This is a genomic window from Spirosoma flavum, assembly GCF_042686045.1.
Classification (GTDB): domain Bacteria; phylum Bacteroidota; class Bacteroidia; order Cytophagales; family Spirosomataceae; genus Spirosoma; species Spirosoma flavum.
The window spans coordinates 1,268,752-1,292,076 of sequence record NZ_JBHUOM010000023.1; the positions used below are offsets into that span (position 1 = coordinate 1,268,752).

Below are 23,325 nucleotides of genomic sequence, written 5' to 3' on the forward strand. Positions count from 1 at the left end.
AATTAATCTGTAATGGCACGATCCAGATGAGTATAGCCGCCATCTACGTGAATAAGCTGGCCTGTAGTGTGGCTCGATTTATCCGATAACAAAAACGCTACCGTATTAGCCAGTTCTTCAGTCGTTGTCATGCGGTGTTCGAGGGGAATTTTCGAGACAATCTGCTGAAGTTTTTTTTCTGGTTCAGGCAGTGTTTTGATCCAATTAGCATAGAGCGGAGTCCAGCTTTCAGCCACCACGACACAATTAACGCGGATACTATAGGGTAGTAATTCAACCGCCCATTCACGGGTCAGCGCGTTGCGTCCGCCATTAGCAGCTGCATAAGCAGATGTATTTCCCTGACCCGTTTCGGCCACCTTTGAGCCAATATTTACAATAGCTCCCTTCGACGCTTTCAGAGCGGGCAGCGCGTGATGGGCCATCAGGTAATAATGTATCAAATTTTTGTGCAACGAAGCTACAAAGCCTTCATAAGAACCATTTTCCAGCCCTACGCTGTCGTTTACGCCCGCATTATTGACTAATCCATCGATACTCCCAAATTGAGCCAGAGTTTGCTCTACCGCCCTCCGACAATCATCGGGTTGGGTTAATTCAGCAACAAACTGGTAGGCCTGACCGCCAGCGGCCCGGATAGTATTAACGGCTAGTAAGTTGTCGTCCTCGCTTCGGCCAATAATAACCGGAATGGCTCCCTCTGCCGCTAGTACCGTCGATATTCCTTCGCCAATGCCTTTGGCCCCACCCGTAACGATAATGATTTTATCTTTTAGGTTTAAATTCATTTTTTGTCGATTTACTACGTCTAGAAAACATCAAAGACGAAAGGAGAAAGACAAACCAGTGCCTTTTCTCCTTTCGTCTTTGCAAGTCAAATTGTAAGGTTTTTGAAACTAATAAAGGTTTCAAACTAGGGAACATACGTTTCCAGCACTGTCATATCGCCATCGGGTACAAGTGTAACGTTATCGACTGATGCCGGAATCAGGGCGCACTGACCCATTTTGAGCGCTATGTTGTAACCTCCGGGCGCTTCGATGGTGAGCGCCCCTGCCACACAAATCAAAATTACAAACGAGTCAATATGGGTGTAATCGTGCTCAACTTCTTCGTTGAAATTCAGTACGTTCGTTACAAAGTAATCGCTCGTTACGGCGTTAACACTTTCGTTTACTTTCTTGTCGTACTGGGTCTTATATTGATCGTAGTGATGGTAATTGATAGCATCAACGGCCAACTCTGTATGAAGTTCGCGCTTCTGACCAGTAGTAGCATCCACCCGGTCGAAGTCATAAATCCGGTACGTCGTGTCGGATGTTTGCTGAATTTCAGCCAGCAGCAATCCCTTCCCGATATAGTGAACACGGCCAGCAGGCAGAAAAAACACGTCGCCGGGTTGGGCCGGTTCAATGTTTAAAATATCCTGAATGGTATTATCAGCTACAGCTTTAACGTATTCGTCTTTGGTAACCTCCCGGTTGAAGCCCGAATTGAGTTTTGCTCCTTCGTCAGCCTGCATAATGTACCACATCTCGGTTTTACCGAAGCCGCTTTTGCGCTCTGCCGCCAGCTTATCGTCGGGGTGTACCTGAATTGAGAGGTCGTCGTTAGCGTCGATAAATTTGACCAGTAAAGGAAATCGGTTGCCGTACTGTTCGTACACATGCTGCCCGACTAACTCCCCTTTATACTGTTCTACTAATTCGTGAAGGGATTTTCCTTGTAGACTACCTTCTTTTACGACCGAAAGATTACCGTCAACATCAGATACCTCCCAGGTTTCACCGCAGTTGGGCAATGGAGAAAAATCTTTCCCAAGAATGGTGTTGATCTTCTGACCACCCCAGATTTTGTCTTTAAAAATGGTCTCGAACGTGAGCGGATATAGCATGATGACAATAAAGAAGTAAAAATGAATAGTGAAGAATGGCTACGAAGGAAATACACAATAGACGTCTTCCCATTTGGGAAAACGAGCTATTATTTAATGTCGATTAATCATCCTTAACCTATTGTGTCCGACAATTGTTGCTTAGTCACTCTCCCGCGCCGAGGCTTTAAACACACCGACTTCTGCCAACTGCACCGGTCCATTCGCATTGGTGATGAACAAACGTAGTTTCGATGATGTCACCACCGGAAAGCGCATAAGTCGCTTATAGCCGACAGTCGCGAACGTTTGAAGCGGCTTCCAATTCGTACCGTCCCAATACTCGACCCGGCCACTGGCAACGCGCTGCCCGTTAGCAATGTTTTCCTGAATCGATATTCGGTCGAAGGATTGCTCCCCGCCGAGGTCAATCGTTAAGGGCTGATTAGCCGATAATGTTGTGAACGTAGCCAGTTTTTTGTCGGTTAGCGCGGGTTGTTTTGCAACCAGATTCTGCTTGAACGTTTCGTCCAGAATACGCCGAAAATCGCGCAGGCTAGCTATATCTGGATCCGAGAATAATCCTTCCCGATTAGGCGGCACGTTGAGTAACAGCAAACTATTCCGACCCACGGATTGATAGTATAGATTCACCAGGTTTTGCCCCGACCGAACTTTTGTATCTTCGCCAGGGTGATAAAACCAGCCCGGACGAATGGACACATCGGTTTCGGCTGGAAGCCATTGTTTGCCCGTTGCATCACCCCGATTCAAGTATTTAGCATCAGCTTTGCCGGGAGCCATGCCCTCGGTATTGATCGTTGACCAGCAGGTTTCACCCGCATTGCCCGATTCATTACCTACCCAGCGCACATCGGGTCCAACATCCGAGAACATGACCGCGTTGGGCTGCAACTGACGAACTAAAGCCCAATACCCTGCAAAATCGTAGGTCATGTTCTTCGCATTTTCGCCTTTAGCGCCATCGAACCACACCTCCGAAATAGGACCGTAATTGGTCAATAATTCACGCAGTTGGCTTTTATAATAATCATTGTAGGAGGCTGTACCATAGCGAGGTTCATGGCGATCCCAGGGCGACAGATAAACACCGAATTTCAGACCAAATTCGCGGCAGGCATCGGCTACTTCCTTCACTACATCACCCTTCCCGTTCTTCCACGGACTACTCTTAACCGAATGATCAGTCATTTTCGATGGCCACAAACAAAATCCATCGTGGTGTTTTGCCGTAATGATCGCCATTTTAAACCCAGCATCTTTCAGCGCCTTAATCCACTGGCGGGCATCAAGTTTAGTGGGGTTAAAAATTGATGGGCTTTCGGTGCCGTCGCCCCATTCTTTATCGGTAAATGTATTGACTGTGAAATGGAGGAAGGCGGTGGTTTCTAGTGGTTGCCAGGCAAGTTGGCGCGGTGTAGGCTTGGGCAACGATTGGTTAGCAGATCCAACACTCGATTGGGAATAGCTCAGTAGTGAACTTAAGAAACTAATAACAACTAAGCCTATACGGCATATATGCTTCATAGCGTTGGGGCTGGAATAGACATTTGAGTTACAAAGAAGGCATTAAATCCTTTGCAGTCGATACAGGTGGTACCGTTTTTTCAGCTCAATCGATCAAAGCACCTGTTCCAGCATCTGAATATAGCCAGTTACGCCCTCAGTTATTTCGCGCAAGTAAATAAACTCATCTGCTGAATGTGACCGCCCGGAGTGGCCCGGCCCACACTTGAGTGATGGGCAGTTTAGCACGGCCTGATCCGATGTGGTAGGCGACCCATAAGTATGTCGGCCCAGGGCAAGACCGGCCTGCACAATGGGATGTTCGACGGGAATAGATGACGGTTTGAGCCGAATTGAACGTGGTTTCACCTCAGCTTGAATATTGTTCTGAATCGTTTCAACAACTTCTTCGAGGGTGTATTGCTCCGTTACACGCACATCTACCGTAAACGTGCAAGTGTCCGGCACTACATTATGCTGCGTTCCGGCGTTTATAATTGTCACCGATAATTTTACCGGCCCCAGTGTTGGCGAGACCTTTGGGAACTGGTACGCCATGAGCCAGTTGATGTCCTGAATCGCTTTGTAAATTGCATTATCGCCTTCATCGCGGGCGGCATGACCACTTACACCATGAGCCGTACAGTCGAGCACAAGCAGGCCTTTTTCGGCAATAGCCAACTGCATTTCTGTTGGTTCGCCAACAATGGCAAAGCTGAAGAGGGGCAATTCAGGCAATAACAGTTCCAATCCATCACGGCCCGAAATTTCTTCTTCGGCCGTAGCAGCCATCACTATATTATAGGCCATATTGGGCCGGCCATAAAAGTACGCGAAGGTAGCCAGCAACGATACCAAACACCCCCCGGCATCATTACTGCCCAAACCAAACAGTTTACCATCGCGCTCCATAGGCTCAAACGGATCGAGGGTCCACGATTTATTCGGCTTAACCGTATCGTGGTGCGAGTTTAACAACAAGGTTGGCTTTGCCGAGTCGAAGTGACGGTTCTGCGCCCATACATTGTTTTTCAGCCGGATAAATGGAATCTGCTTTTCCTGAAAAAACGCTTCGATTACACTAGCCGTCTGATCTTCCTCCCGACTAAACGAGGGGGTTGCAATCAGGCGTTTGAGCAGGGCGAGAGCTTCATCGGCCAGAATCGTTTGCTGCGTGAGCGTGTCAGTAAGTTGGGGCATAAAAAAAGCGTTGACCGCTCAAAGATACGGCCAACGCGATAAAATCTTTCCTCAATCAATTGTGCCTGTCTATTGCAGGGTAGCTACTTTCGTTACCTGAATAGATGGATTGAGTGCTCTCGAAATAACACACATCTTGGCCGCATCTTCTGCCACCTTATCAAACTGATCCGCCGACATACCCGGCACTTTGCCCGTAATCTGCAACTCGATCGCCGTGATTGTCAGCGTATCGGTATCCAGCGTCAGCGTAGCATTAACACTTAGTTCGTCAGGCGTGAAGCCAGACTGTCCCATGGTTGCGCTTACCGCCATACCATAACAACCGGCATGGGCAGCGGCCAGTAGCTCCTCAGGATTTGTGCCCGCTTTGCCGTCTTCACTAACAAGCCGGGTTTTAAACGAATAGGGTGTATTGCTTAATGCCCCACTGAATGACGACATTGTTCCTGTGCCATCCTGTAGGCCACCTTTCCAAACTGCCGAAGCTCTGCGTTTTAACATAATTGTGTAGTGAATGCGCGTTTGTGGCATCCGGTTGGCTAACGCCAAAATATTTGGGAGAGTTTTATTTTCGCTAAACTCTTCGTAAGTAACGCTCAAACAAGCTACTTATTAGGTAAAGCACTGGCCTAAGCTTCGTAAAATTTTACCTTTTTCTCTCGCAAAAAGGCTTTGATTACATCCACATGAACGCACTGACCAACATTTAGAAATGGGTAATTTGACACGCGGCTTTTACGTCCATTGACGAGTACTTCCTGATCTTCAATATCGAAGCCCATGTGCAAATGGCGTGTCGCCGATTGCATGCCATAAATCAATCCACTCGTATCGAATAAAGGCCCGCCACTTTGACCACGCAGACCGGGTGTACTCATTTCTATACCCAAAACAACGTTATTTTCGCCCGACAGCCGCGTTACAATTCCGTCAATTGGGAACGTAGGTGAGGTAAGTCGCCCCGTTGTTGTCCACTCTATATCGTCGGTAGCGGAGTTATAACGGAAATTGGTGAACTCAGGAAAAGGATACCCCAATCGGCATAAACTCCGGCCCGGTTTTACCCGACTGGTATCGCCCAGGAAGACGGCGTGTGAGCGGTATAATAACCGATTGTAGCCTTCAAAGCGTAATAAGGCAAGATCCTGCGTGGGGTGCGACTCGATACTTAGTTTTTGAAACTGGTCGACGCAGCTAATAAAATTGTTTCTTACCCGAATAATCGTATCGGCGGTAAGTTTGAATTTCGTTTCTAGCTGGCTAATAAGGTGAGCCGCGTTCTTCTCTCGTAAGGCTACCCGGCGGGCACCCTGAAACGCCAGGTAGTTATGATAAATAGTATCGCTTTGCCCGATGAGGTCGGCAACGTGCTTACAGGTAATGGCCCACCCTTCTTCATTCACAAAAAATAGCGTGGCTGTACCGGGTACAATTTCATTGTGGCCGTAGAGCCGAACAATGGAATGCATGGGTTGGGTAAACAAATTAACGCGTTCAATGGCGTCAACAAACATAAAAAGTCAGCCAGTTGGTAAACCGCTATGGCGGTAAGTGAGCGCGCAAGTTAACTAATCCATATTCACTTACCGCTACGACGGTTTACTAACTGGCTGACGGGCTACCTTACTTTTTAGGTGTCACCTTTACTTCAGCCGGAACAACAGCACCCCGGTCGCCACTGTCGGGCGGAGCCTGTTCGGGGGTGTTTAAACTATTGTTAGTAGTGTCTCCCTGCCGACCAAATACCGAACTGTCGCTGGCCGCTGTAGTCGTTTCCGTTTTCTCTTCTTTCTTATTGCCGGAACAGCTTCAGTCTGTCAGGCTTGCCCCAACGATGCAGGTTATAATTAACCAGGATCGTGTGTGCTGAATTCAATTATGTATTATGGGTTTCAAGCGTTGATGTAAAACGTACCAGTAAACAGGAAAGCATTATCGGTTAATTTTCGATGAATCTCGAATACCAAGTGGACCAGAAGCTGTTGAATCTCCTACTTCTCCGTGTGCTTCCCGGACACTCTCTTTCGTAGCTGCCGACGTATCTTCAACGGCATTTGATTCGACACGAGCCGTAGAGTCGGTGCTTATACCATCCGTACCGTTTTGGTTTTCGCTGCACTTTTGGATAAGCAGCGCCAGTATCAATACGGCAATAGCAATCATAGCCCAACGGAGCCACCGCACATTTTCTTGGCGCCGGTCACCTTCGGTACTTTTCGGAATATTAGGATTGATAACTGTGCCGCTGAGATTGTCGGCACCCTGAACTTCGGTTTGCGGACCCGTAGGCGTGACCAGTTCACTAAACTCAAGCAAACTACCAACGCCATCCAGACCGCTTGGTAAAGCTTGCCGAAATTCGGTTGCCTGGCCGAGTAACAAGGTCTTCAGACTATCGGCAGTTAGTCCCTTTTCCTGTTCCTGACGGCCCAAAACTCCCATCAATATCGATCCAGCCAGACCCAGAATGGTCATGGCTGATTGCGGCTTTGTGCCACTATATACACTGATAAGTTCGGCAGTGCGGGTGAGATTATCACCAAAAACATGATCGAGAAACTCCCTATCAGCCGCAGTTGTCTCATCGATAGCCTGAGTCGTGTCAATTACCTGACTCACATCAAGGGGAGTTTTGCTGTAATCGCCCTTGTCCAAAAAATTAACCAGTGTTAATGCACCACCCGTTGCCTGAACGCGCCGGGTTATCCCCCCAAGTAATGTTGGCAATGCACCATTGATGGCCTTCAGGGTGTTATCAGGCGATTCACTCAGCGCAACGCTAAGCTTGTCAACAGTAGCGGGCGTAAACTGTTCCTTGAGGTAAGATACTAAATGAACGGCCATAAGTTCTTATTGAGTTGAGATCAATAAAACCGACCATACGCCCGAATGTTCGGAAAGAAGAGCTTATTAAAGCATAAAAGGCGTAAGATATAAATCAGGCTATTCTGCCAACTTACACCTTACGCCTTTTATACCTTACTTCACTACAATTACAGTTGTGGAATCCGTAATACTTGATCTGGATAAATCAGGTCTGGATCTTTCAGCATTGGTTTGTTAGCTTCAAAAATGACACCGTATTTCATGGCATCACCATATACTTCTTTAGCAATTTTCGACAGCGAGTCCCCTGATTTCACAGTGTAGTATTTGCCTTCTGGTGTTGGTTGATCAACAGCCAGTTGATTATCTACAGCTGTTACACCTTCTACATTACCTACGGCTAAGGCGATCTTCTCAGAATCTTCCTGAGATTTCACTGAACCCGTTATTGTAACTGTATCGCCTTTTGTTTTAACGGTCAAACTATTATAAGCCAGTCCTAATTGCTTAACATGGTCAAGCAGTGCCTGAGCGCGTACTGGCTCAACTTTTTCGGCTTGTGCGGGCTCAGGAGTTACCTGATCGTTATGAAAAATTTTCTCGCCTACACCTTTAAAAAATGATAAGAGACCCATTTGTTTGATACGGTTTTAATGGAACATATATTAAATGGCTGGCAATTACGCTAACTCATTCGTGACAAACAACCAGTTAGGATTATGGTTTGTTTAATAAAATATGCTTCGTCCTACAGGATTTTAGCTCTAATCGACCTTTATAATATGCAGAAAGGAGTTACTTTTACGTTCTTTTTTACAAGTTTATCTATATATTTTCACAATCAACATACGTAGTCGAATGCAATTAAAGAATAGGTTCCGGTGGGGGCTAGTGTTGACAGTGTTCGTCAGCATAAACGCTTGTACAAATAATGACATTGATCCAACTGCCAGTAGTATAACACCAACTAAGGGAAGTGCTGACTTTACGAAGTACGTAGCGGTGGGCAACTCGCTGACAGCGGGTTATGCTGACGGGGGTCTTTATCGAGACAGCCAGCTCAATTCGTATCCCAGCATTCTGGCTGGTCAGTTTTCAACCGTCGGTGGTGGTGCTTTTGTGCAACCCTTATTTACGGTAGCGCAGGCCGCTGGCTCAGGCTATTTGAAACTAATTCGGGTTCCGTCGCTCGCTGATCCAACCAGCTTGATTACATCAATTGGACAGGTGGCGCCGGGTGCCGTAGTAGGTGGCACTGCAGCAGCCCCTTTATTAGCTAAGTTTACGGATGCTAATCAGAATTTAGGTGTTCCAGGTATCCGCGTATCCGACATCCTAACAGTAGGTTACGGCTCTACAAGAGGAAATCCGTACTTTGAACGGTTAGTCGCAAACCCGGCTACTACTTATTTCCAGTACATGAGTGATAACCTGAACGGAGCTACGTTCTTCTCGTGCTGGCTTGGCAATAACGATGCACTCGGCTATGCCACAACCGGAGGTTCTACACCCTTGACGCCTACTGACTTATTCACGACAAACTTCACCGCAGCCATAAATAAATTAACAGAAGGCAGTCGCAAGGGTGTTGTAATCGGCATTCCAAATATCACGACGACACCCTATTTCTCTACAATAACAATACCTTTAGTATTGGCACAGATTAATGCTCTTGTGAAGCCAACTACGCCCATAACAGCATTGGTCATTCAAACGGCTAGTGGTATTCGTGCTACACAGGCGGGCGATTTGTTGATGCTGTCTAATGCCACTGACTATGCCACAATTGGTAGTGCATCAGTCGGAACTAAACTAGGGCCATACGGCTTGACTCCAACTAACCCATTGACAAATAATGTTGTATTGGATGCTGGTGAAATAACTGCTCTAAACGCCAGTATTACTACCTACAATGGCATTATGAAGGCACAGGCCGATGCTAAAGGGGTAGCCTACACTGATCCGAATGCTGTTTTAAGTCAGGTAGCTGCGGCTGGTGGACTCACGCAAAATGGTATTACGTATACATCCAGTTTTATTCAGGGTGGCGTTTTTAGCCTTGATGGCATTCACTTGACACCCGCCGGTTATGCGCTGATGGCCAACGAAATTATTAAACAAATCAATGCCAAGTATAGCGCGACTATTCCGCAGGTGAACTCTGCATCCTACCGCCGTGTACTGCTGCAACAATAACCTACTCATTCATGAAACTAAGTCAACTCTCATTAGCTGCGCTGCTACTGGTAAGCGTGTCGGCAGCCATGGCTCAAACCTCCGTTCGGCCGTTCGAATTTGGCATTAAAGGAGGAGCCACTTTTACGCATGGCTTCACCAACGTTCCCGCCCAGGCTGTAGGCAGCGTTCAGGTACCGGCCTTAGAAAACAAAAACAATGGTGTCGGTTACGGGTATTCAGGTGGATTATGGGCGCGGAAGAATTTCAACAGTTTTTTTATTCAGGCCGAAGTAACGTATAACCGCTTCGTACTGAACCAGAAAACAGCCGTTACGCTCGACGTTAACGCAAACCCGGCTTTGGCGAATGCGCTGCCCATTAGTGTGCAGCCAGGTTTGTTGAACGCCAGTCTAAACGCTACTACACAATCTGTTCTGGAAGCAGTTGATGTACCTATTCTGTTTGGCAAACGCTGGATGGGCGGTAAGCTGCGGGGCTATATTGGGCCAAACTTTATTTTTGTACAGAAGGCCACACTCGAACGCACTACATCCGGCGTTATCAACGCAAACTCAGCTGTAAGCTTTCCGCAGACGAATATTCCGGCTACAACAGGCAAGACGAATCTGCTTAACAAATACGAAGGGCAGAATTTAGAGGTGAAAGACTTCACGTATGCAGTAGAATTGGGAGTTGGGTTTTCGCCGGTTCGATTTTTAGATGTCGATGTACGGTACGCCGTGCCGGTAGGTGGTGTTTACAAAGACTCAAACATTACAGGCTTTCTGGGCATCGCTACCGTTTCACTCGGATTGAAAGTATTCTAAAAAAGAAGATAGCATCAAAAAAGTGCGACAGTAGGAAAAGGCTTTCCTACTGTCGCACTTTTTTAATGCTATTACTTATTCGGCTATTAATGAGAACCCTGAGCCTACGGGTTGCAATTTATACCGCATCATTTGATAGCCGCCAGAAGGGTCAGCATTGCTGTCGCCAGAATTGTATATCGGAAATTTACGACACAAGATGTCGCGTTCTACCCATAGGCTATCGTGGCCCATATACCCGTTTGTTGCCGGGATTCGCCAGTTTGCTGATGTAATGTCGGCTTTGCGCTCCGGCAAAAACTGCCAGCCATATACACGGCCAAATGAGCCAGTCCCATCGCTGGTACTGTAGACATATAATTCGGGAAAGCGATTATTATCCAGGTCAGCTACTTCAGCTCCGACTACCGCTCCATCAACCCGAATACGGAAATTAGTTAACAGCAATTCACCTCGATAGGCTTTGACCAATAATTCGCGTACACGCCCGCTGTCAGCAGCCGTAACGGTAAATGTGTAAATATTGAATCGCAGCGATTTAGCATAGTGAATCTCGGCGGAAGCGGAGAGGGGCCGGCTTGCGGTTAAAGTTGGTTGTTGGTAGGTAAATTCTGTTGCCCGAGTGGGTTGCCGACTGTTATAAAACACCTGACCGAGCCCTACCAGGCCTACCACTAGACAACATACCATTCCATTCATTAACTCTATTTACTTTGCGTGCCAACGAATAACGGTATGAAATCAGAAAAAGTTGATTTGATTAAGGTTCCAGAAACAATTCGCCAATTGAGGTCAGACTCAGAAGGGTTGGCAATACTTGTAAACCTTTAGCGGTTAGGCTATATTCGACGCGGGGAGGCACTTCATTATATGACTTCTTTTCAATAACGCCCAGGCTAACCAGATCTTTAAGCTCTTGAATTAAAACCTTTTCACTTACCTCAGGAATCATTCTACGCAATTCACCATATCGCCGAGCCTGGGTATCTAATTGATAGATAATATATAACCGCCATTTCCCACATATAATGTCTAATGTTTTCTGGAGCGCTAAATGTTTAGGATCAATAGATTCTCGAATCTTTACTTGATTATTCATGAGGAAATTAGGCACTAACCTTTTGGTAGGCAACCTACTGATTAGGAGACAGTTATATCGATAAGAACAAATATAGATATTTGTCATATATCTATAAGCATACTACCTTCCTTTACTTAGTATACAAACAAATACTTATTTAGTAGCCCTCAACTAATCAATTAAAAGAACATTCAATGGGCCGAAATATTATTACTCATTTTTTCCAGTAAAAAATTAATAGCAGGCTATCCTCATTTACTTCAGTTTGACGCAAGAAAAAATAAGTATAATGAGCGAATGATCTGTTTTATTTGTGAAATAGTCAGGTAATAGTCAATACGAAGTCTTTATACATCTTAAAATCAGTAATACGTACATTTTGAGGGTGTATAATTTATCCGGTTTATTTATTCGAACTTGAAAACTCTACTCGTTATAGCTGGTCCCACGGCTGTTGGTAAGACTGCTTTATGTGTTCGACTAGCCAAAACGCTAAAAACAGATGTAGTCTCGGCTGATTCACGGCAGCTTTATCGAGAACTTAGTATTGGCACAGCCAAGCCCACACCAGACGAGATGGATGGTGTCCAGCATTACTTTATTGATTCGCATTCTATTCTGAACCCGGTAAATGCCGGGCAGTATGAACGCGAGTGCCTTACCATACTGAATACGTTATTTCAGGAAAAAGATGTCGTGATTCTGTCGGGTGGAACGGGGCTTTATATTAACGCCGTTTGCTTCGGTCTGGACTACATGCCGCTCGTTGATCCTTCTCTACGCGAACAATTGTTTGCCCGGTTTCAACAGGAAGGATTAGACGTACTTCAGAATGAATTGCGCGAATTAGACCCTGTGTATGCGCAAACGGCCGATTTACAGAATCCGATTCGAGTGACGCGGGCGTTGGAAGTATGCTTGGCAACGGGGCAGCCTTACTCATCATTTCGCCGTCGGCAGATAGTCGAACGGCCATTTCAATCGGTGCTGATTGCTCTCGAACGGCCACGCGAAGAACTATACGCCCGCATTGACGAACGCATGGATAATATGCTCGCGGCAGGCTTGATTAATGAAGTTAGCTCGCTCCTACCCTACCGAGATTTGGCCGCGTTACAAACGGTTGGCTATCAGGAAATTTTTCCGTATTTGGACGGAATCTACGATTACGATGAGATGGTACGTTTGTTAAAACGAAACTCCCGGCGCTATGCCAAACGGCAACTAACATGGTTCCGAAACCAGGGCAAATACCGCTGGTTCGGACCAGAACAAGGAAAAGAAATACTAGAAGAAGTATTAAGCAGTAACCAATAACCTCGTGTTGATACCCACTCTAGTAAACTATTGCGCCCTATAAGCGAGCATACCCCCGATGACGTTTCGGACGTTGTTGAAGCCATTTTGCTCCAGAATCTGCTGTGCCATACCACTGCGTTTTCCCGACCGGCAATGAACGATCACTTCTTCGTCCTGCAACCCATCGAGTTCATCTAAGCGATATGATAAATCGCCAAGTGGAATAAGCGTGGCACCAATATTATCGGCTTCGTATTCGTCGGGCTCACGAACATCAAACAAGTTCAATTCTTCGCCCTTATCAAGCCGTTCTTTCAGTTCCTGTACGGTAATATCCATAGCTGATTTTTTGGTTTACAGTCTCCCACTAAAAAAGATAAAGTGTAAACTAGTTAATGTTGAATAATTAATTTTTGCACAACGACTCGCTTATCTGCGAAGAGCCGAATTAAATAGACACCATCAGGCAGATAACTTAAATCTAACGTTTGTTGCCCGCGACTTGGTTCGAGTGTGAGCAACAGTCGACCGCTACTGTTCATTGCTTCCAGTCGGGTCAATTGCGAACCGTCCCAGCGAATAAGGCCCGTTGTTGGGTTTGGGTACGTTCGCAGCAAGGCCAGCGGTTCAGGCTCAGGCGTGGCCGTGACGATGGTGTCAGATTTAGCCCCCATTATAGGCCGCAGCATAAACGCACCCTGTACATTCAATGACGCCGACGCTAAATTCTGATCCCAGTTAGAACCGCCATTATAAAAAATCTGCGAACCAAACGGGCTGTTTTTGTCAAACCCTATCCGCAGCAAAGTCGTGTCGCTGCTACTAATTTGCTGATAACCAACGTAAAAAGTGTCTTTTACAGTAACGCTTTTAGCGAATGTAAACTCAACAAAACCATTACGAGATGTTGGGTACTGCGTTGAAAACGCTTGTTGATATAGCGTTGGGCCAGGCTTACCAGCGCGGTTGCTATATACATTAATAACGAGAGACTGACCAGTCTGGTTAGTCGTGAATGGCACAATACAGACCCGGACTCCACCGATGGCATCGGGCTTGTTCAGAATAAAGCGCACGGCAACTTGTTCGCGCTGCCTTATTTGCTGAGCATATTCCCAGGTGCCATCGTCGTAGGCGTAGTAATTGTCAAGAGCGGCTACAGCCGAAATTGTATCGTTCCGACGAAGGTTAATACCGGGAATAGAGGGGTTCTGATCGTCGGTTGTCAGCAGATCAACTTTATAGCGTAACAAGGCTCTGGTAGCAGAACCGAAACCCGTAACGGGCGTGGGCCTAACTACCTTGCGCTGTGAACTAAGCGACGGAATCAGTACCGAGTTTGTCTGCGGATCATCTTGCACAATACGTCCCGACACCTCATCGCGTACCGTGAAGTGGAACGTTGTGAAGTTGAAGTTATTGAACAGGTTGTTAATATCTGTTGTGACGGAATCAGCCGTTTCGATAGCAGGATTGACCACATATTGCGATAGTGGCATGGCGGTATATCGTTTCAGGAAGGGCGTAAGGGCTTGTCTCATAGCCACATCCTTCACGAACTTATCATTTATTGAACGTCCCCGGTTCAAGTAAATGTAATCGATATTCCAGGTATCGAACGGCCCGGACTCACGCCCAAAAGCACGAAAGCGAAAGGCAAATCCAGCATGGAAATAATTTGCACTACGTATTGGGATGAATACCTGAAAAAAATTATTATTGACAACACCGCCTACTATAGCCCATGTAGTTCGCCAGACACCAGTACGATCCAGAAATTGCACGGTAAGCGAATCCCCGGCCTGACGGCTTAATGAATCGCCGGGATCAGGTGATTCGCCTTGGCCTTTGGCTTGCCAGTAGAAGCTCAGATAAACCGAATCGGCGGCTGACAGACCAGCCATATTAACAGGCAATGAAGCTAAAGTATCGGTGTAACCCTGGGCCAAAGGAATATTTTGCACATAAGGTCGACCATTGGCCGCCAGGCCGTCAAATGAAGCGACGTTAACGGTTGGCTGGTTGATGGCCATCGTATTATTTATATACACGCCACTACCCGGTTGCCAGAGGGTGGGATCAGGGCGGTCGAGACCGGGACGGCCTGTAGCCGTTGAAAAATCATCGAAAAACGGCAGACTCAACGGTGTTTGTGCTACCCCCATCGAGTAGGACAGAACAAAAAATACCAGCAAAAAGCCGCGCAGACAACGTCCGGCAAACGGTATGTACGGCTGACAAAGTAAAGCAATTCTCATCTGGTAGTTGGGCCGGAAATGGTTTTTATTGGTCCGGTTCAATTGGCCCCACGATCCACAAATCCATTGTTTCGCCAACGCGAATGCGCTCGCCAGATCGGGCTTCGGGCCGCTGCCTGACTACTGTGCCAACTTCCTTTTCAGGGTCTTCAACGGAAATTTTCGTGCCAACTTTAAGATTCGACCCGCGAATAGCGGCTTCGGCTTCGTCGAGGGGCAATCCTACAACGTTCGGAATCTCAAACATTGTACTTCCTAAGCCATCACCTACTTCAAGATCGATCTGAGATCCCTTCGGCACGGGCGTTCCGGGCGCAATTTCTTTACCGTTATAAAGCTGTCTAAGTACCGAATTTTTGGCTACATCAGGCACATAAATTGGATCGCCACTGATCAGATCCAGCGATTTTAGGTTTAGCTCGGCGCTACGAAGTGTCAGGCTGACAAGGTTGGGCATTTGCACCATTGGAGCCACACGCTTTGTAACCGTCACATATATTTTACGGCCCTCTTTTACTTTTGCATTGGCCCGTGGGTATTGCTGAATAACGGTTAACGGCTGTGCCCCCGACACAAAAGTGCAGTCGCTTACTTCGTAGCGCAGGTCTCGATCATCTAAAAGATTCTGCATTTCATCCAAACTCAAACGGGTCACATCAGGCACCGTAATTGTTTGCCCGTGATTGGTTGTGAAGGGCAGATAGACAAAGAAAAAAACCAGAAATAAAGCAGCCAGCAGGGCCAGCGTAATGCCAATATGAATCAGCAGGTCAAAAAAGGAGCGGGTGCTGACTTTAGTCATTCGGGAGTGGTGATTAGTGGAGTTTTACGCACTACACTACGTTCAGTTGATTTACCAATTTCACAAAAGTAGCAGAATCCGCAAGTGCCTACCGATAGCCAGCTAACATTTTTTTTAGGTATTTCCCGACAATATCGAATTCAAGATTAACTGTATCGCCAACCTTCAGGTCTCGAAACGTAGTATGTTCGTAGGTGTATGGAATTATGGTCACTCGAAAACTATCGTCTTCTGAATTGAAAACGGTTAAACTGACCCCATTGATACAAATAGACCCTTTTTCGACAGTTATGTTTCGATTAGCGGGTTCACTGCCCACATCGTAGGTAAAATCGAATAACCAGCTACCGTTCAAATCCTGCACATTAGTACAAATGCCGGTTTGATCGACGTGTCCCTGCACAATGTGTCCATCGAAGCGACCATTGGCAGGCATACACCGTTCGAGGTTGACGCGATCTCCAATTTTAAGTTTACCAATATTCGTTTTTCTTAAGGTTTCATCAACAGCAGTCACCGTATAACTCCCATCGGTAAGGCTGGTAACGGTCAGGCAAACGCCGTTGTGACTGACACTCTGGTCAATTTTCAATTCGGGAGTCATGGATGACTCGATACGAAAAGTCAAATTAGTACCTTCTGCTTCAATAGCGGCCACAGAGCCGCTGGTTTCAATAATACCCGTAAACATAATAGTTATTAGTCGTTAGTGACGGTCACGATTCCATTACAATATACCCTGACTATCAATTACCATAAACAGCGAACTACCAAAGGGGGTTCGGCGCAGAAGTTTTTGCTCAACCCGAACAATTTGGTAAAGGGTTTCATTGAGCCATGAAGGGGGTAAATACACATCCGACTGGGCATCTTCGGCCTTAAGCCACCCAAGCTTCAATTGAAGACGCTGCCATTGCCGAATCAATAAAATTAGTGGTGATAAGGCCAAACTCCAATAGGTAGCTGACCGGACATGTAATCCTCTACCAGGTACTATCTGCTCAAAATCGGCCAGAACAAATCGCCGGATAATGCCAACAGCCAAATCATGTTCTCCCATAAAAAGATTGAATGCGTTATTGTTACTTACCAAAAGTCCGTCGGGTTTCAGCCGGTGCGACAGGGCAGATAGTAAGGGCAGTAGATCGGTATCGGTGAAGTAGCAGAACACATCATTACACACAATGACATCGTATTTTGTGTCTGGCTCAAAATCGGCAAGGTTATTCAGATTGACGAACGTAACTGGAAAGCCGCGCTCGTGGCAAAAGGCGACGGCATCAGTCGATCCGTCGAGTCCTCGCAAACCAGTATATCCACGCTGACGCAAAAAATTCAATAGGCCGCCAGTACCGCATCCCGCATCGAGAATAGTTATGTCCCGGCGCTTGCCAAAACGTTGTTGCAGCGCCATTTCTACGCGTTCGTGCAAACTGCGGTACCACCATAGTTGACCTTCTAGCCTGAACATTTTCTCGTATTCTTCCGAACGGCCAATCATAAGAGGAAGGAAAAATGAAAATGAAAATAGCCTTAGCTGACCGCGTTTGCCCTTTTCTCGTTGCTACCTTTTTTTATTGCATAGGGCGGCAAACCACTGTGAGCCATAAATAACTTCCCAAGATATTCCCCCAGCACACCCAAAAAGAGCAGTTGAACGCCTAAAGCCGTTATAATGACCCAGGCTACAATACCCCAGCCCCTGATAAATACGGCATTGCTTAACCAGCCAATCAAGAAAACGAAACCGCTTAGCAAGCCTAGTACCAACAAGGCGGCTCCCAAAATAGTAAACACGCGAATCGGCCAGAGTGAATAACCAATAAATACGTTTAAAAACAGCGCGATGAGTTTACGAACCGTGTAATTTGAATGTCCATCAATACGGGCATTATGGGTCACTTCCACACTACCAACATTGCGCGTTACCCGAAAAATCAACCCATCAATGTACGGATATGGTCCACGATAGCGAATAATTTCATCTACAACCTCCCGCCTAACAAGTTTAAAACTCGACAGGTACAGGTCTTTGGGTTTACCAATGGAATAAGTCGTCAGTGTGTTAACGATTCGGCTACCTAAATTTCGAAACCAATGATGGTGCTTACGCGCGTAACGGCTATAAACAACATCGTACTGTCCTGTTTCTGCCGTTTTAACGAGCGTCAGAATAGCATCGGGTGGGTTTTGAAAGTCGTCGTCAACAATAACGATGTATTGCCCAATGGCATGGTTCAGGCCACATAAGACGGCATTAAATTCGCCAAAATTTCGGCGTAGCGAAATAAATCGAACAGTATCATATTGGTCTTCAAGCTGTTGACAAACCGCTTCGGAAGAATCGCTACTCCCATCGTTGACTAGTACAATCTCGAACAAATACCCCGCCAAACACGCCTGTAACCGTTCAGTCAACGGCGCAATCGTGCGTTCGCTATTATAGACCGGGATGACGATGGATAGGTACATAAGTAGAAGACGTGCATGAGCGAAAAGTAAAAAATCACTCTTTTGCTCGTTGACTCATTGAATTTATAGTCTCAATAATATATGTCACTTCGTCATCTGTCAAGGCTGGATTAAGCGGTAAACTGAGCCCATTCTGGTGCAGTTGCTCGGCAATAGGCAGTGACAAATACGCAAACGGTGTATAAGCCAGCTGTTGATGAGGTGGAATCGGGTAATGTATGTCCGTTCCGATACCCCGTTCGCGGAGATACATTTGAAAATGATCGCGCTGTGGATGCTGAATGACAAATAAATGCCAGGCATCCTGCTCAATTTGGTCGGCAGGGGGAAGCATCACATCCGGGTTTTTGATACCCGTCAGGTATCGTTCCGCCAGTATTCGTCGCCGGTCGTTTTCTTTATTGAGTAGCGGTAATTTAGCCGATAACACGGCAGCCTGAAGTTCATCTAACCGGCTGTTGTGCCCCAAATATTCATTAACATACTTCTCCGCCGAACCGTAGTTTCGCCAAGCCCGTACCGCATCCGCCAGCGCGTCGTCGTTGGTCGTAATCGCACCGGCATCACCTAGGGCGCCTAGATTTTTACTGGGATAAAAACTCCACCCTGCCGCGTCGCCGAGATTACCCGCCCGCCGATGCGATACCTTCGCCCGATTACATTCATACGTCGCGCCATGCGCCTGAGCAGCATCTTCAAGTACTTTTAAGCCATATTGTTGCGCCAGTTCATTAATTGGGTTCATATCGCAACAGCGACCGTACAAGTGCACAGGTAAAATTGCCTTTGTACGAAACGTGATGGCGGCTTCTATATGGGTAGGATCAAGCAGATAAGTGCGTGGGTCTGGCTCAACAAAAACGGGCACCAAACCAGCGTGAGTAATGCTCAGCACCGATGCGATATAGGCGTTTGAGGCTACAATTACTTCGCTGTTGGCTGGAAAGTCCCACGCCTTCAGCACCAGCATAAGAGCATCAAGTCCATTGGCAACGCCAATACAATGCCGCGTTTGGCAGTAGGCCGCAAACTGATGTTCGAACGCTTCGACCTCGCGACCAAGAACATACCACCCAGATTCGATGACCCGCTCAACAGCTTTCTGAATGGAGGCCTGATGTGGCTCATTGATCTGCTTCAGATCCAGAAATGGAATCATTCCGAATCCACCATGAGCACACTGCCAATCCGTTTACTGTTAGGATACGGTTCGTAGATATAATCATCTTTATCGTATAATTCATTCGAAACAACCAGCAGAATAGCGTCAGAAGAAAATCTGTCCATAATGTGCCAGTCTTTTGGTTCGAGCACCAGACATTGCCGGGGATTCGTCAAACTAAACGTATCTTCCTTCACCCCATCGTGATTATAAACACGACAGCTTCCACTTAGGCAAATTAGTGCATGCCAGGATTGATGATGCCGGTGCCCTGCACGAGGAGTATAGCCAGCTTCGTAAATATAAAAGACTCGCTGAATCATGCCGGGAATAATACCTTCAAAAACGGTTAAATTTCCCTTGTTGGATTCAAATGTTTTTAATTCGTAAAGTTTGGGCATTCACAGGGTAAGTTTGGGCCGTAAAGACGAAGGCAATATTTTACAGGCATAAAGTTACCGAAAAGCGGTTGATTGTACGTACTTCAAAAGAAACTGATTTGAGTATAATTGCTTACAAAGGTTTTTTGTTTACAACTTCTCCATCAACTTTGGTTTATTTTGTAGTTAGTTTATAACTATTACATCATGTTGAAAAATAAACTTTTTTTAACAGGGCTATTTCTATTCGCTCTACTCGTGTTGTACTACGCCTTCTTCGATGGAGCCAATTCAACTTCTATCGATGGTCTGGACGCAACAATAAACCCAGAAACGTACCGCCAGCAAGTAACCCAAAAGCGTGCCGAAAAAGATAACTTTATGCGAACGAATGCAGAGTCACCGATTCTGGATAAATCATCTTTCCGGGGATTGCGCTATTTCGCTTCCGATCCTTCTTATCGCGTTGTGGCACGTCTCGAACCCTTCGCCGATAAAACTCAGAAGCTGGTTGTCAGCATGAGCGACGGCAGCGAAGAAGTGTACGAAAAGTTTGCCCACGCAGTATTCAGCCTAAATGGCGAAGCCTGTCGTTTATTGGTTGTGAAACTCGCAAACACCTACTCCATTCTTTTCCGCGATGCTACATCAACAAAGGAAACATACGGTGGCGGACGTTACATTGAACTTGACCCAACCCAACTAACTGACAATCATGCTGTCATAGATTTCAATACGGCTTATAATCCCTATTGCGCTTATAATCCGCGTTATGCCTGCCCGCTACCCCCCGCCGAAAACAAACTCTCGGTGGCTGTAAAAGCTGGGGAGAAATATATAGAGCATGAATAGAAAACAAAATAGCTCATTCAGTTATTTTGAGGTCAATTAATTACGTGAGCAAGTAGTCAATCAACCAATTGGCTAACTTTGCCTTATTATCTGCTTTGCCACCGCATGGAAATTTCCTATAAATGGTTACAAGAGTTTATTGAATTACCCGAGTTACCCGAAGAAGTTGGCAAATTGTTGACCGCAACGGGACTGGAAGTTGAAGGAATTGAAAGAATCGATGCGATTCCGGGTGGGCTGGAAGGTGTTGTTATTGGCCAAGTGCTTACATGCGTCAAACATCCCGATGCTAATAAATTGAGCTTAACTACGGTGGATGTCGGCACCGATCAACCGCTGCCTATCGTTTGTGGAGCACCAAATGTGGCGGCTGGTCAGAAAGTGGTCGTAGCCCTGGTGGGTGCAACGCTCCATCCTGTTTCGGCAGAAGGGGGTATCGCCCAACCGTTTCAGATTAAGAAAGCCAAAATTCGCGGGCAAGCCTCAGAAGGAATGATTTGTGCTGAGGACGAAATAGGTCTGGGAACATCGCACGCGGGTATTATGGTCCTTGATACCGACCTTCCAAATGGCACCCCCGCGGCCCGTTATTTCCACCTCGAAGCCGACTACCAGATTGCGATTGGTCTGACACCCAACCGCATTGATGCCGCATCTCACTACGGAACAGCCCGCGATTTAAAAGCCCTTCTAAATCGCCCACTACGCCTGCCGTCAGTGGATGCGTTTGTTGTTGATAACACTAGTTTAACGCTCGATGTACAGGTAGACGATACGGCAGCCTGTCCGCGTTATGCGGGTCTTACAATAAGCGGCCTGACTGTTGGCGAGTCGCCGGATTGGTTGAAACGAAGATTGGTAAGTATAGGACTGAACCCGATCAACAACATTGTGGATGTGACGAATTTTGTTTGCCACGACCTTGGTCAGCCACTCCATGCTTTCGATGCAGCCAAAATAGCGGGGCGTCAGGTCATCGTCAAAACGTTGCCCGCAGGCACGCCCTTTATCACGCTTGATAATGTAGAGCGCAAGCTCACCGCTACAGACTTAATGATTTGCGATGCCGAAAAACCCATGTGCATTGCGGGTGTATTTGGCGGTCAGTATTCTGGTGTATCGGCGCAGACGACCAGCATTTTTCTGGAGTCAGCCTACTTCTCCCCTACGTCTATCCGCAAAACAGCGCAGCATCACAGTTTAAAAACGGATGCGTCATTCCTTTTTGAGCGTGGTATTGACCCCAACATAACCGTGTTCGCGTTGAAACGGGCCGCGTTGCTTATCCAGCAAGTAGCCGGGGGAATTATCAGTTCAGACATTACCGACATCTATCCGAATCCCATTGACCCGTTCCGGGTACTCGTACGCTACCGCAATATCGACCGGTTGATTGGCGTCAAAATCGACCATACTGAAATCCACCAGATTCTGGAAGCACTGGATATTCAGTCTGAACAGCCGGACGGTGATGACAGTTTCGTTGCTATTGTACCACCCTACCGCGTTGATGTGACGCGGGAGGCCGATGTGATTGAAGAAATTCTTCGGATTTATGGCTTAGATAACATACCGTTATCGAAAAATCTCGCAGCCGATTCGCTGTCAGAATTTCCCAAAACTGACCCCGATCAATGGCAAAGCCGGGTAGGGCAACTTATGGCGGCCAACGGTTTCTACGAAATCCTGACGCTATCGCTTACCCGTCCAGCCTACAACGATGCCATCCGGTCGTCGTTACCCGGCGACGACGTAAAGCTGCTCAACCCACTTAGTGATGAGTTGTCGGTCATGCGACAAACATTATTATTTTCGGCTCTTGAAACGCTGGTGTACAACCTGAATCGGCGGCAAAAAGACTTAAAAACATTTGAGTTTGGCAAAACGTATCATAAAGTAAAACTTGATGATAATACCCCTAAGTACGTTGAACGAATGCGTTTAAGTCTGGCTATCATAGGTAATCAAACCCCCGAAAGCTGGCTTCAGAAAGGGCAGCCTGTAGCTTACCATGACTTAGCAGCAGCCGTGCAGCGAGTACTGAATCTGTTCCGTATTAAATCATTTGATACCCAGCCTGCCGACCCAACGCTTTTTCAGTACGGCCTGGCGTATGTCGTGAATAAAAAACCGTTAGTCAGTTTGGGGTTAGTCAACTCTAAACTGATCAAATTAGTAGATCTGAAACAGCCCGTCTTCTACGCGGACTTTGACTGGCAAGCATTACTGAAACTAGCTACCGGTAAGACCCGTTATGAGGAGGTAGCCAAGTTTCCTGAAGTTCGGCGGGACCTGTCTCTTGTGCTCGATAAGGCCGTAACCTTTGAGCAGATCAGTAAGTTGGCTCGCCAGACAGAGCGGAAATTATTACGCTTCATTAATGTGTTTGACATATATGAAGGCGAAAACCTCGGTGCAGGAAAAAAGGCGTACTCGGTCAGCTTTATGCTGCAGGATACCGTTCAAACCCTCACTGATGTGACGATTGACAAAACCATGCAACGACTTATGACCGCTTTCGAGCAGGAATTAGGCGCTGTTATCCGTAAGTAGCAGAGCGTGAAAAACCAGGTCGCTCGTTCGGT

General features: G+C 46.6%; 23 protein-coding genes. 5 read left to right on the plus strand and 18 right to left on the minus strand.

Going from position 1 to position 23,325, the window contains the following annotated elements; translation table 11 throughout:
- Window positions 1-2: 2 nt before the first annotated feature.
- The 8 genes from ACFS25_RS26055 to lysM all read right to left on the minus strand — a co-directional run bounded on the left by ACFS25_RS26055 (window position 3) and on the right by lysM (window position 8,064).
- Window positions 3-788, minus strand: a complete 786-nt coding sequence (locus ACFS25_RS26055) for an L-fucose dehydrogenase (protein WP_381506928.1) — start codon at window positions 786-788, stop codon at window positions 3-5.
- A gap of 125 nt (window positions 789-913) precedes the next feature.
- Window positions 914-1,894, minus strand: coding sequence for a type I phosphomannose isomerase catalytic subunit (locus ACFS25_RS26060; protein WP_381506931.1), 981 nt, complete (start codon window positions 1,892-1,894; stop codon window positions 914-916).
- Between the two features lie 141 nt (window positions 1,895-2,035).
- The gene (locus tag ACFS25_RS26065) at window positions 2,036-3,421 is read right to left on the minus strand and encodes an alpha-L-fucosidase (RefSeq protein ID WP_381506935.1); all 1,386 of its coding nucleotides are present in this window, start codon (window positions 3,419-3,421) and stop codon (window positions 2,036-2,038) included.
- Between the two features lie 93 nt (window positions 3,422-3,514).
- Complete coding sequence (locus tag ACFS25_RS26070; RefSeq protein ID WP_381506938.1) at window positions 3,515-4,600, minus strand: M20 family metallo-hydrolase; 1,086 nt, start codon at window positions 4,598-4,600, stop codon at window positions 3,515-3,517.
- Between the two features lie 69 nt (window positions 4,601-4,669).
- A complete protein-coding gene (locus ACFS25_RS26075) occupies window positions 4,670-5,104 on the minus strand; it encodes an OsmC family peroxiredoxin (RefSeq protein WP_381506941.1) in 435 nt (144 codons plus the stop codon).
- A 128-nt stretch (window positions 5,105-5,232) separates the two neighbouring features.
- Complete coding sequence (locus tag ACFS25_RS26080; RefSeq protein ID WP_381506945.1) at window positions 5,233-6,117, minus strand: S1 family peptidase; 885 nt, start codon at window positions 6,115-6,117, stop codon at window positions 5,233-5,235.
- A 418-nt stretch (window positions 6,118-6,535) separates the two neighbouring features.
- Entirely contained in the window at window positions 6,536-7,447 is a 912-nt protein-coding gene (locus ACFS25_RS26085; RefSeq protein ID WP_381506947.1) for a DUF937 domain-containing protein, read from the minus strand.
- Between the two features lie 149 nt (window positions 7,448-7,596).
- On the minus strand, window positions 7,597-8,064 hold the full coding sequence (lysM, locus tag ACFS25_RS26090) for a peptidoglycan-binding protein LysM (RefSeq protein WP_381506950.1): 468 nt from the start codon (window positions 8,062-8,064) through the stop codon (window positions 7,597-7,599).
- Between the two features lie 223 nt (window positions 8,065-8,287).
- On the opposite strand from lysM, the gene ACFS25_RS26095 reads away from it, so the two are divergent.
- Window positions 8,288-9,625 (plus strand): SGNH/GDSL hydrolase family protein, encoded by a 1,338-nt coding sequence (locus ACFS25_RS26095; RefSeq protein ID WP_381506953.1) that lies wholly within the window; start codon window positions 8,288-8,290, stop codon window positions 9,623-9,625.
- 11 nt (window positions 9,626-9,636) lie between these two features.
- Window positions 9,637-10,434 (plus strand): outer membrane beta-barrel protein, encoded by a 798-nt coding sequence (locus ACFS25_RS26100; RefSeq protein WP_381506956.1) that lies wholly within the window; start codon window positions 9,637-9,639, stop codon window positions 10,432-10,434.
- A gap of 75 nt (window positions 10,435-10,509) precedes the next feature.
- On the opposite strand, the gene ACFS25_RS26105 is transcribed toward ACFS25_RS26100, so the two are convergent.
- Window positions 10,510-11,133 (minus strand): hypothetical protein, encoded by a 624-nt coding sequence (locus tag ACFS25_RS26105; RefSeq protein ID WP_381506959.1) that lies wholly within the window; start codon window positions 11,131-11,133, stop codon window positions 10,510-10,512.
- A 61-nt stretch (window positions 11,134-11,194) separates the two neighbouring features.
- On the minus strand, window positions 11,195-11,533 hold the full coding sequence (locus ACFS25_RS26110; RefSeq protein WP_381506962.1) for a winged helix-turn-helix transcriptional regulator: 339 nt from the start codon (window positions 11,531-11,533) through the stop codon (window positions 11,195-11,197).
- Between the two features lie 399 nt (window positions 11,534-11,932).
- Between ACFS25_RS26110 and miaA the strand changes: the two genes are divergently transcribed.
- The gene (gene miaA, locus ACFS25_RS26115; protein ID WP_381506966.1) at window positions 11,933-12,832 is read left to right on the plus strand and encodes a tRNA (adenosine(37)-N6)-dimethylallyltransferase MiaA; all 900 of its coding nucleotides are present in this window, start codon (window positions 11,933-11,935) and stop codon (window positions 12,830-12,832) included.
- A gap of 27 nt (window positions 12,833-12,859) precedes the next feature.
- On the opposite strand, the gene ACFS25_RS26120 is transcribed toward miaA, so the two are convergent.
- The 8 genes from ACFS25_RS26120 to ACFS25_RS26155 all read right to left on the minus strand — a co-directional run bounded on the left by ACFS25_RS26120 (window position 12,860) and on the right by ACFS25_RS26155 (window position 19,909).
- Entirely contained in the window at window positions 12,860-13,153 is a 294-nt protein-coding gene (locus ACFS25_RS26120; RefSeq protein WP_381506969.1) for a rhodanese-like domain-containing protein, read from the minus strand.
- Between the two features lie 53 nt (window positions 13,154-13,206).
- Window positions 13,207-15,072, minus strand: a complete 1,866-nt coding sequence (locus tag ACFS25_RS26125) for a T9SS type A sorting domain-containing protein (RefSeq protein WP_381506972.1) — start codon at window positions 15,070-15,072, stop codon at window positions 13,207-13,209.
- Between the two features lie 25 nt (window positions 15,073-15,097).
- Window positions 15,098-15,874 carry a PASTA domain-containing protein gene (locus ACFS25_RS26130; RefSeq protein ID WP_381506975.1) on the minus strand — a complete coding sequence of 259 codons (777 nt, stop codon included), beginning with the start codon at window positions 15,872-15,874 and terminating at the stop codon, window positions 15,098-15,100.
- A gap of 88 nt (window positions 15,875-15,962) precedes the next feature.
- The gene (locus ACFS25_RS26135) at window positions 15,963-16,565 is read right to left on the minus strand and encodes a riboflavin synthase (protein WP_381506978.1); all 603 of its coding nucleotides are present in this window, start codon (window positions 16,563-16,565) and stop codon (window positions 15,963-15,965) included.
- A 36-nt stretch (window positions 16,566-16,601) separates the two neighbouring features.
- A complete protein-coding gene (locus ACFS25_RS26140) occupies window positions 16,602-17,375 on the minus strand; it encodes a class I SAM-dependent DNA methyltransferase (RefSeq protein WP_381506981.1) in 774 nt (257 codons plus the stop codon).
- Window positions 17,376-17,407: 32 nt separating this feature from the next.
- Window positions 17,408-18,346: a glycosyltransferase family 2 protein gene (locus ACFS25_RS26145; protein ID WP_381506984.1), complete on the minus strand. Its 939-nt coding sequence runs from the start codon at window positions 18,344-18,346 to the stop codon at window positions 17,408-17,410.
- Window positions 18,347-18,380: 34 nt separating this feature from the next.
- On the minus strand, window positions 18,381-19,505 hold the full coding sequence (locus ACFS25_RS26150) for a DegT/DnrJ/EryC1/StrS family aminotransferase (RefSeq protein WP_381506987.1): 1,125 nt from the start codon (window positions 19,503-19,505) through the stop codon (window positions 18,381-18,383).
- The gene (locus tag ACFS25_RS26155) at window positions 19,502-19,909 is read right to left on the minus strand and encodes a sugar 3,4-ketoisomerase (protein WP_381506990.1); all 408 of its coding nucleotides are present in this window, start codon (window positions 19,907-19,909) and stop codon (window positions 19,502-19,504) included. The genes ACFS25_RS26150 and ACFS25_RS26155 overlap by 4 nt, the downstream gene beginning before the upstream one ends.
- A 186-nt stretch (window positions 19,910-20,095) precedes the next feature.
- Between ACFS25_RS26155 and ACFS25_RS26160 the strand changes: the two genes are divergently transcribed.
- Both ACFS25_RS26160 and pheT read left to right on the plus strand, forming a co-directional pair.
- The gene (locus ACFS25_RS26160) at window positions 20,096-20,740 is read left to right on the plus strand and encodes a DUF1684 domain-containing protein (RefSeq protein ID WP_381506992.1); all 645 of its coding nucleotides are present in this window, start codon (window positions 20,096-20,098) and stop codon (window positions 20,738-20,740) included.
- 105 nt (window positions 20,741-20,845) lie between these two features.
- Window positions 20,846-23,293, plus strand: coding sequence for a phenylalanine--tRNA ligase subunit beta (gene pheT, locus ACFS25_RS26165; RefSeq protein WP_381506994.1), 2,448 nt, complete (start codon window positions 20,846-20,848; stop codon window positions 23,291-23,293).
- Window positions 23,294-23,325 lie beyond the last annotated feature (32 nt).

Coding starts and splice junctions, on each gene's coding strand:
- ACFS25_RS26055 (WP_381506928.1), bottom strand. CDS start 788: ATGAATTTAAACCTAAAAGATAAAATCATTATCGTTACGGGTGGGGCC.
- ACFS25_RS26060 (WP_381506931.1), bottom strand. CDS start 1,894: ATGCTATATCCGCTCACGTTCGAGACCATTTTTAAAGACAAAATCTGG.
- ACFS25_RS26065 (WP_381506935.1), bottom strand. CDS start 3,421: ATGAAGCATATATGCCGTATAGGCTTAGTTGTTATTAGTTTCTTAAGT.
- ACFS25_RS26070 (WP_381506938.1), bottom strand. CDS start 4,600: ATGCCCCAACTTACTGACACGCTCACGCAGCAAACGATTCTGGCCGAT.
- ACFS25_RS26075 (WP_381506941.1), bottom strand. CDS start 5,104: ATGTTAAAACGCAGAGCTTCGGCAGTTTGGAAAGGTGGCCTACAGGAT.
- ACFS25_RS26080 (WP_381506945.1), bottom strand. CDS start 6,117: ATGTTTGTTGACGCCATTGAACGCGTTAATTTGTTTACCCAACCCATG.
- ACFS25_RS26085 (WP_381506947.1), bottom strand. CDS start 7,447: ATGGCCGTTCATTTAGTATCTTACCTCAAGGAACAGTTTACGCCCGCT.
- lysM (WP_381506950.1), bottom strand. CDS start 8,064: ATGGGTCTCTTATCATTTTTTAAAGGTGTAGGCGAGAAAATTTTTCAT.
- ACFS25_RS26095 (WP_381506953.1), top strand. CDS start 8,288: ATGCAATTAAAGAATAGGTTCCGGTGGGGGCTAGTGTTGACAGTGTTC.
- ACFS25_RS26100 (WP_381506956.1), top strand. CDS start 9,637: ATGAAACTAAGTCAACTCTCATTAGCTGCGCTGCTACTGGTAAGCGTG.
- ACFS25_RS26105 (WP_381506959.1), bottom strand. CDS start 11,133: ATGAATGGAATGGTATGTTGTCTAGTGGTAGGCCTGGTAGGGCTCGGT.
- ACFS25_RS26110 (WP_381506962.1), bottom strand. CDS start 11,533: ATGAATAATCAAGTAAAGATTCGAGAATCTATTGATCCTAAACATTTA.
- ACFS25_RS26120 (WP_381506969.1), bottom strand. CDS start 13,153: ATGGATATTACCGTACAGGAACTGAAAGAACGGCTTGATAAGGGCGAA.
- ACFS25_RS26125 (WP_381506972.1), bottom strand. CDS start 15,072: ATGAGAATTGCTTTACTTTGTCAGCCGTACATACCGTTTGCCGGACGT.
- ACFS25_RS26130 (WP_381506975.1), bottom strand. CDS start 15,874: ATGACTAAAGTCAGCACCCGCTCCTTTTTTGACCTGCTGATTCATATT.
- ACFS25_RS26135 (WP_381506978.1), bottom strand. CDS start 16,565: ATGTTTACGGGTATTATTGAAACCAGCGGCTCTGTGGCCGCTATTGAA.
- ACFS25_RS26140 (WP_381506981.1), bottom strand. CDS start 17,375: ATGATTGGCCGTTCGGAAGAATACGAGAAAATGTTCAGGCTAGAAGGT.
- ACFS25_RS26145 (WP_381506984.1), bottom strand. CDS start 18,346: ATGTACCTATCCATCGTCATCCCGGTCTATAATAGCGAACGCACGATT.
- ACFS25_RS26150 (WP_381506987.1), bottom strand. CDS start 19,505: ATGATTCCATTTCTGGATCTGAAGCAGATCAATGAGCCACATCAGGCC.
- ACFS25_RS26155 (WP_381506990.1), bottom strand. CDS start 19,909: ATGCCCAAACTTTACGAATTAAAAACATTTGAATCCAACAAGGGAAAT.
- ACFS25_RS26160 (WP_381506992.1), top strand. CDS start 20,096: ATGTTGAAAAATAAACTTTTTTTAACAGGGCTATTTCTATTCGCTCTA.
- pheT (WP_381506994.1), top strand. CDS start 20,846: ATGGAAATTTCCTATAAATGGTTACAAGAGTTTATTGAATTACCCGAG.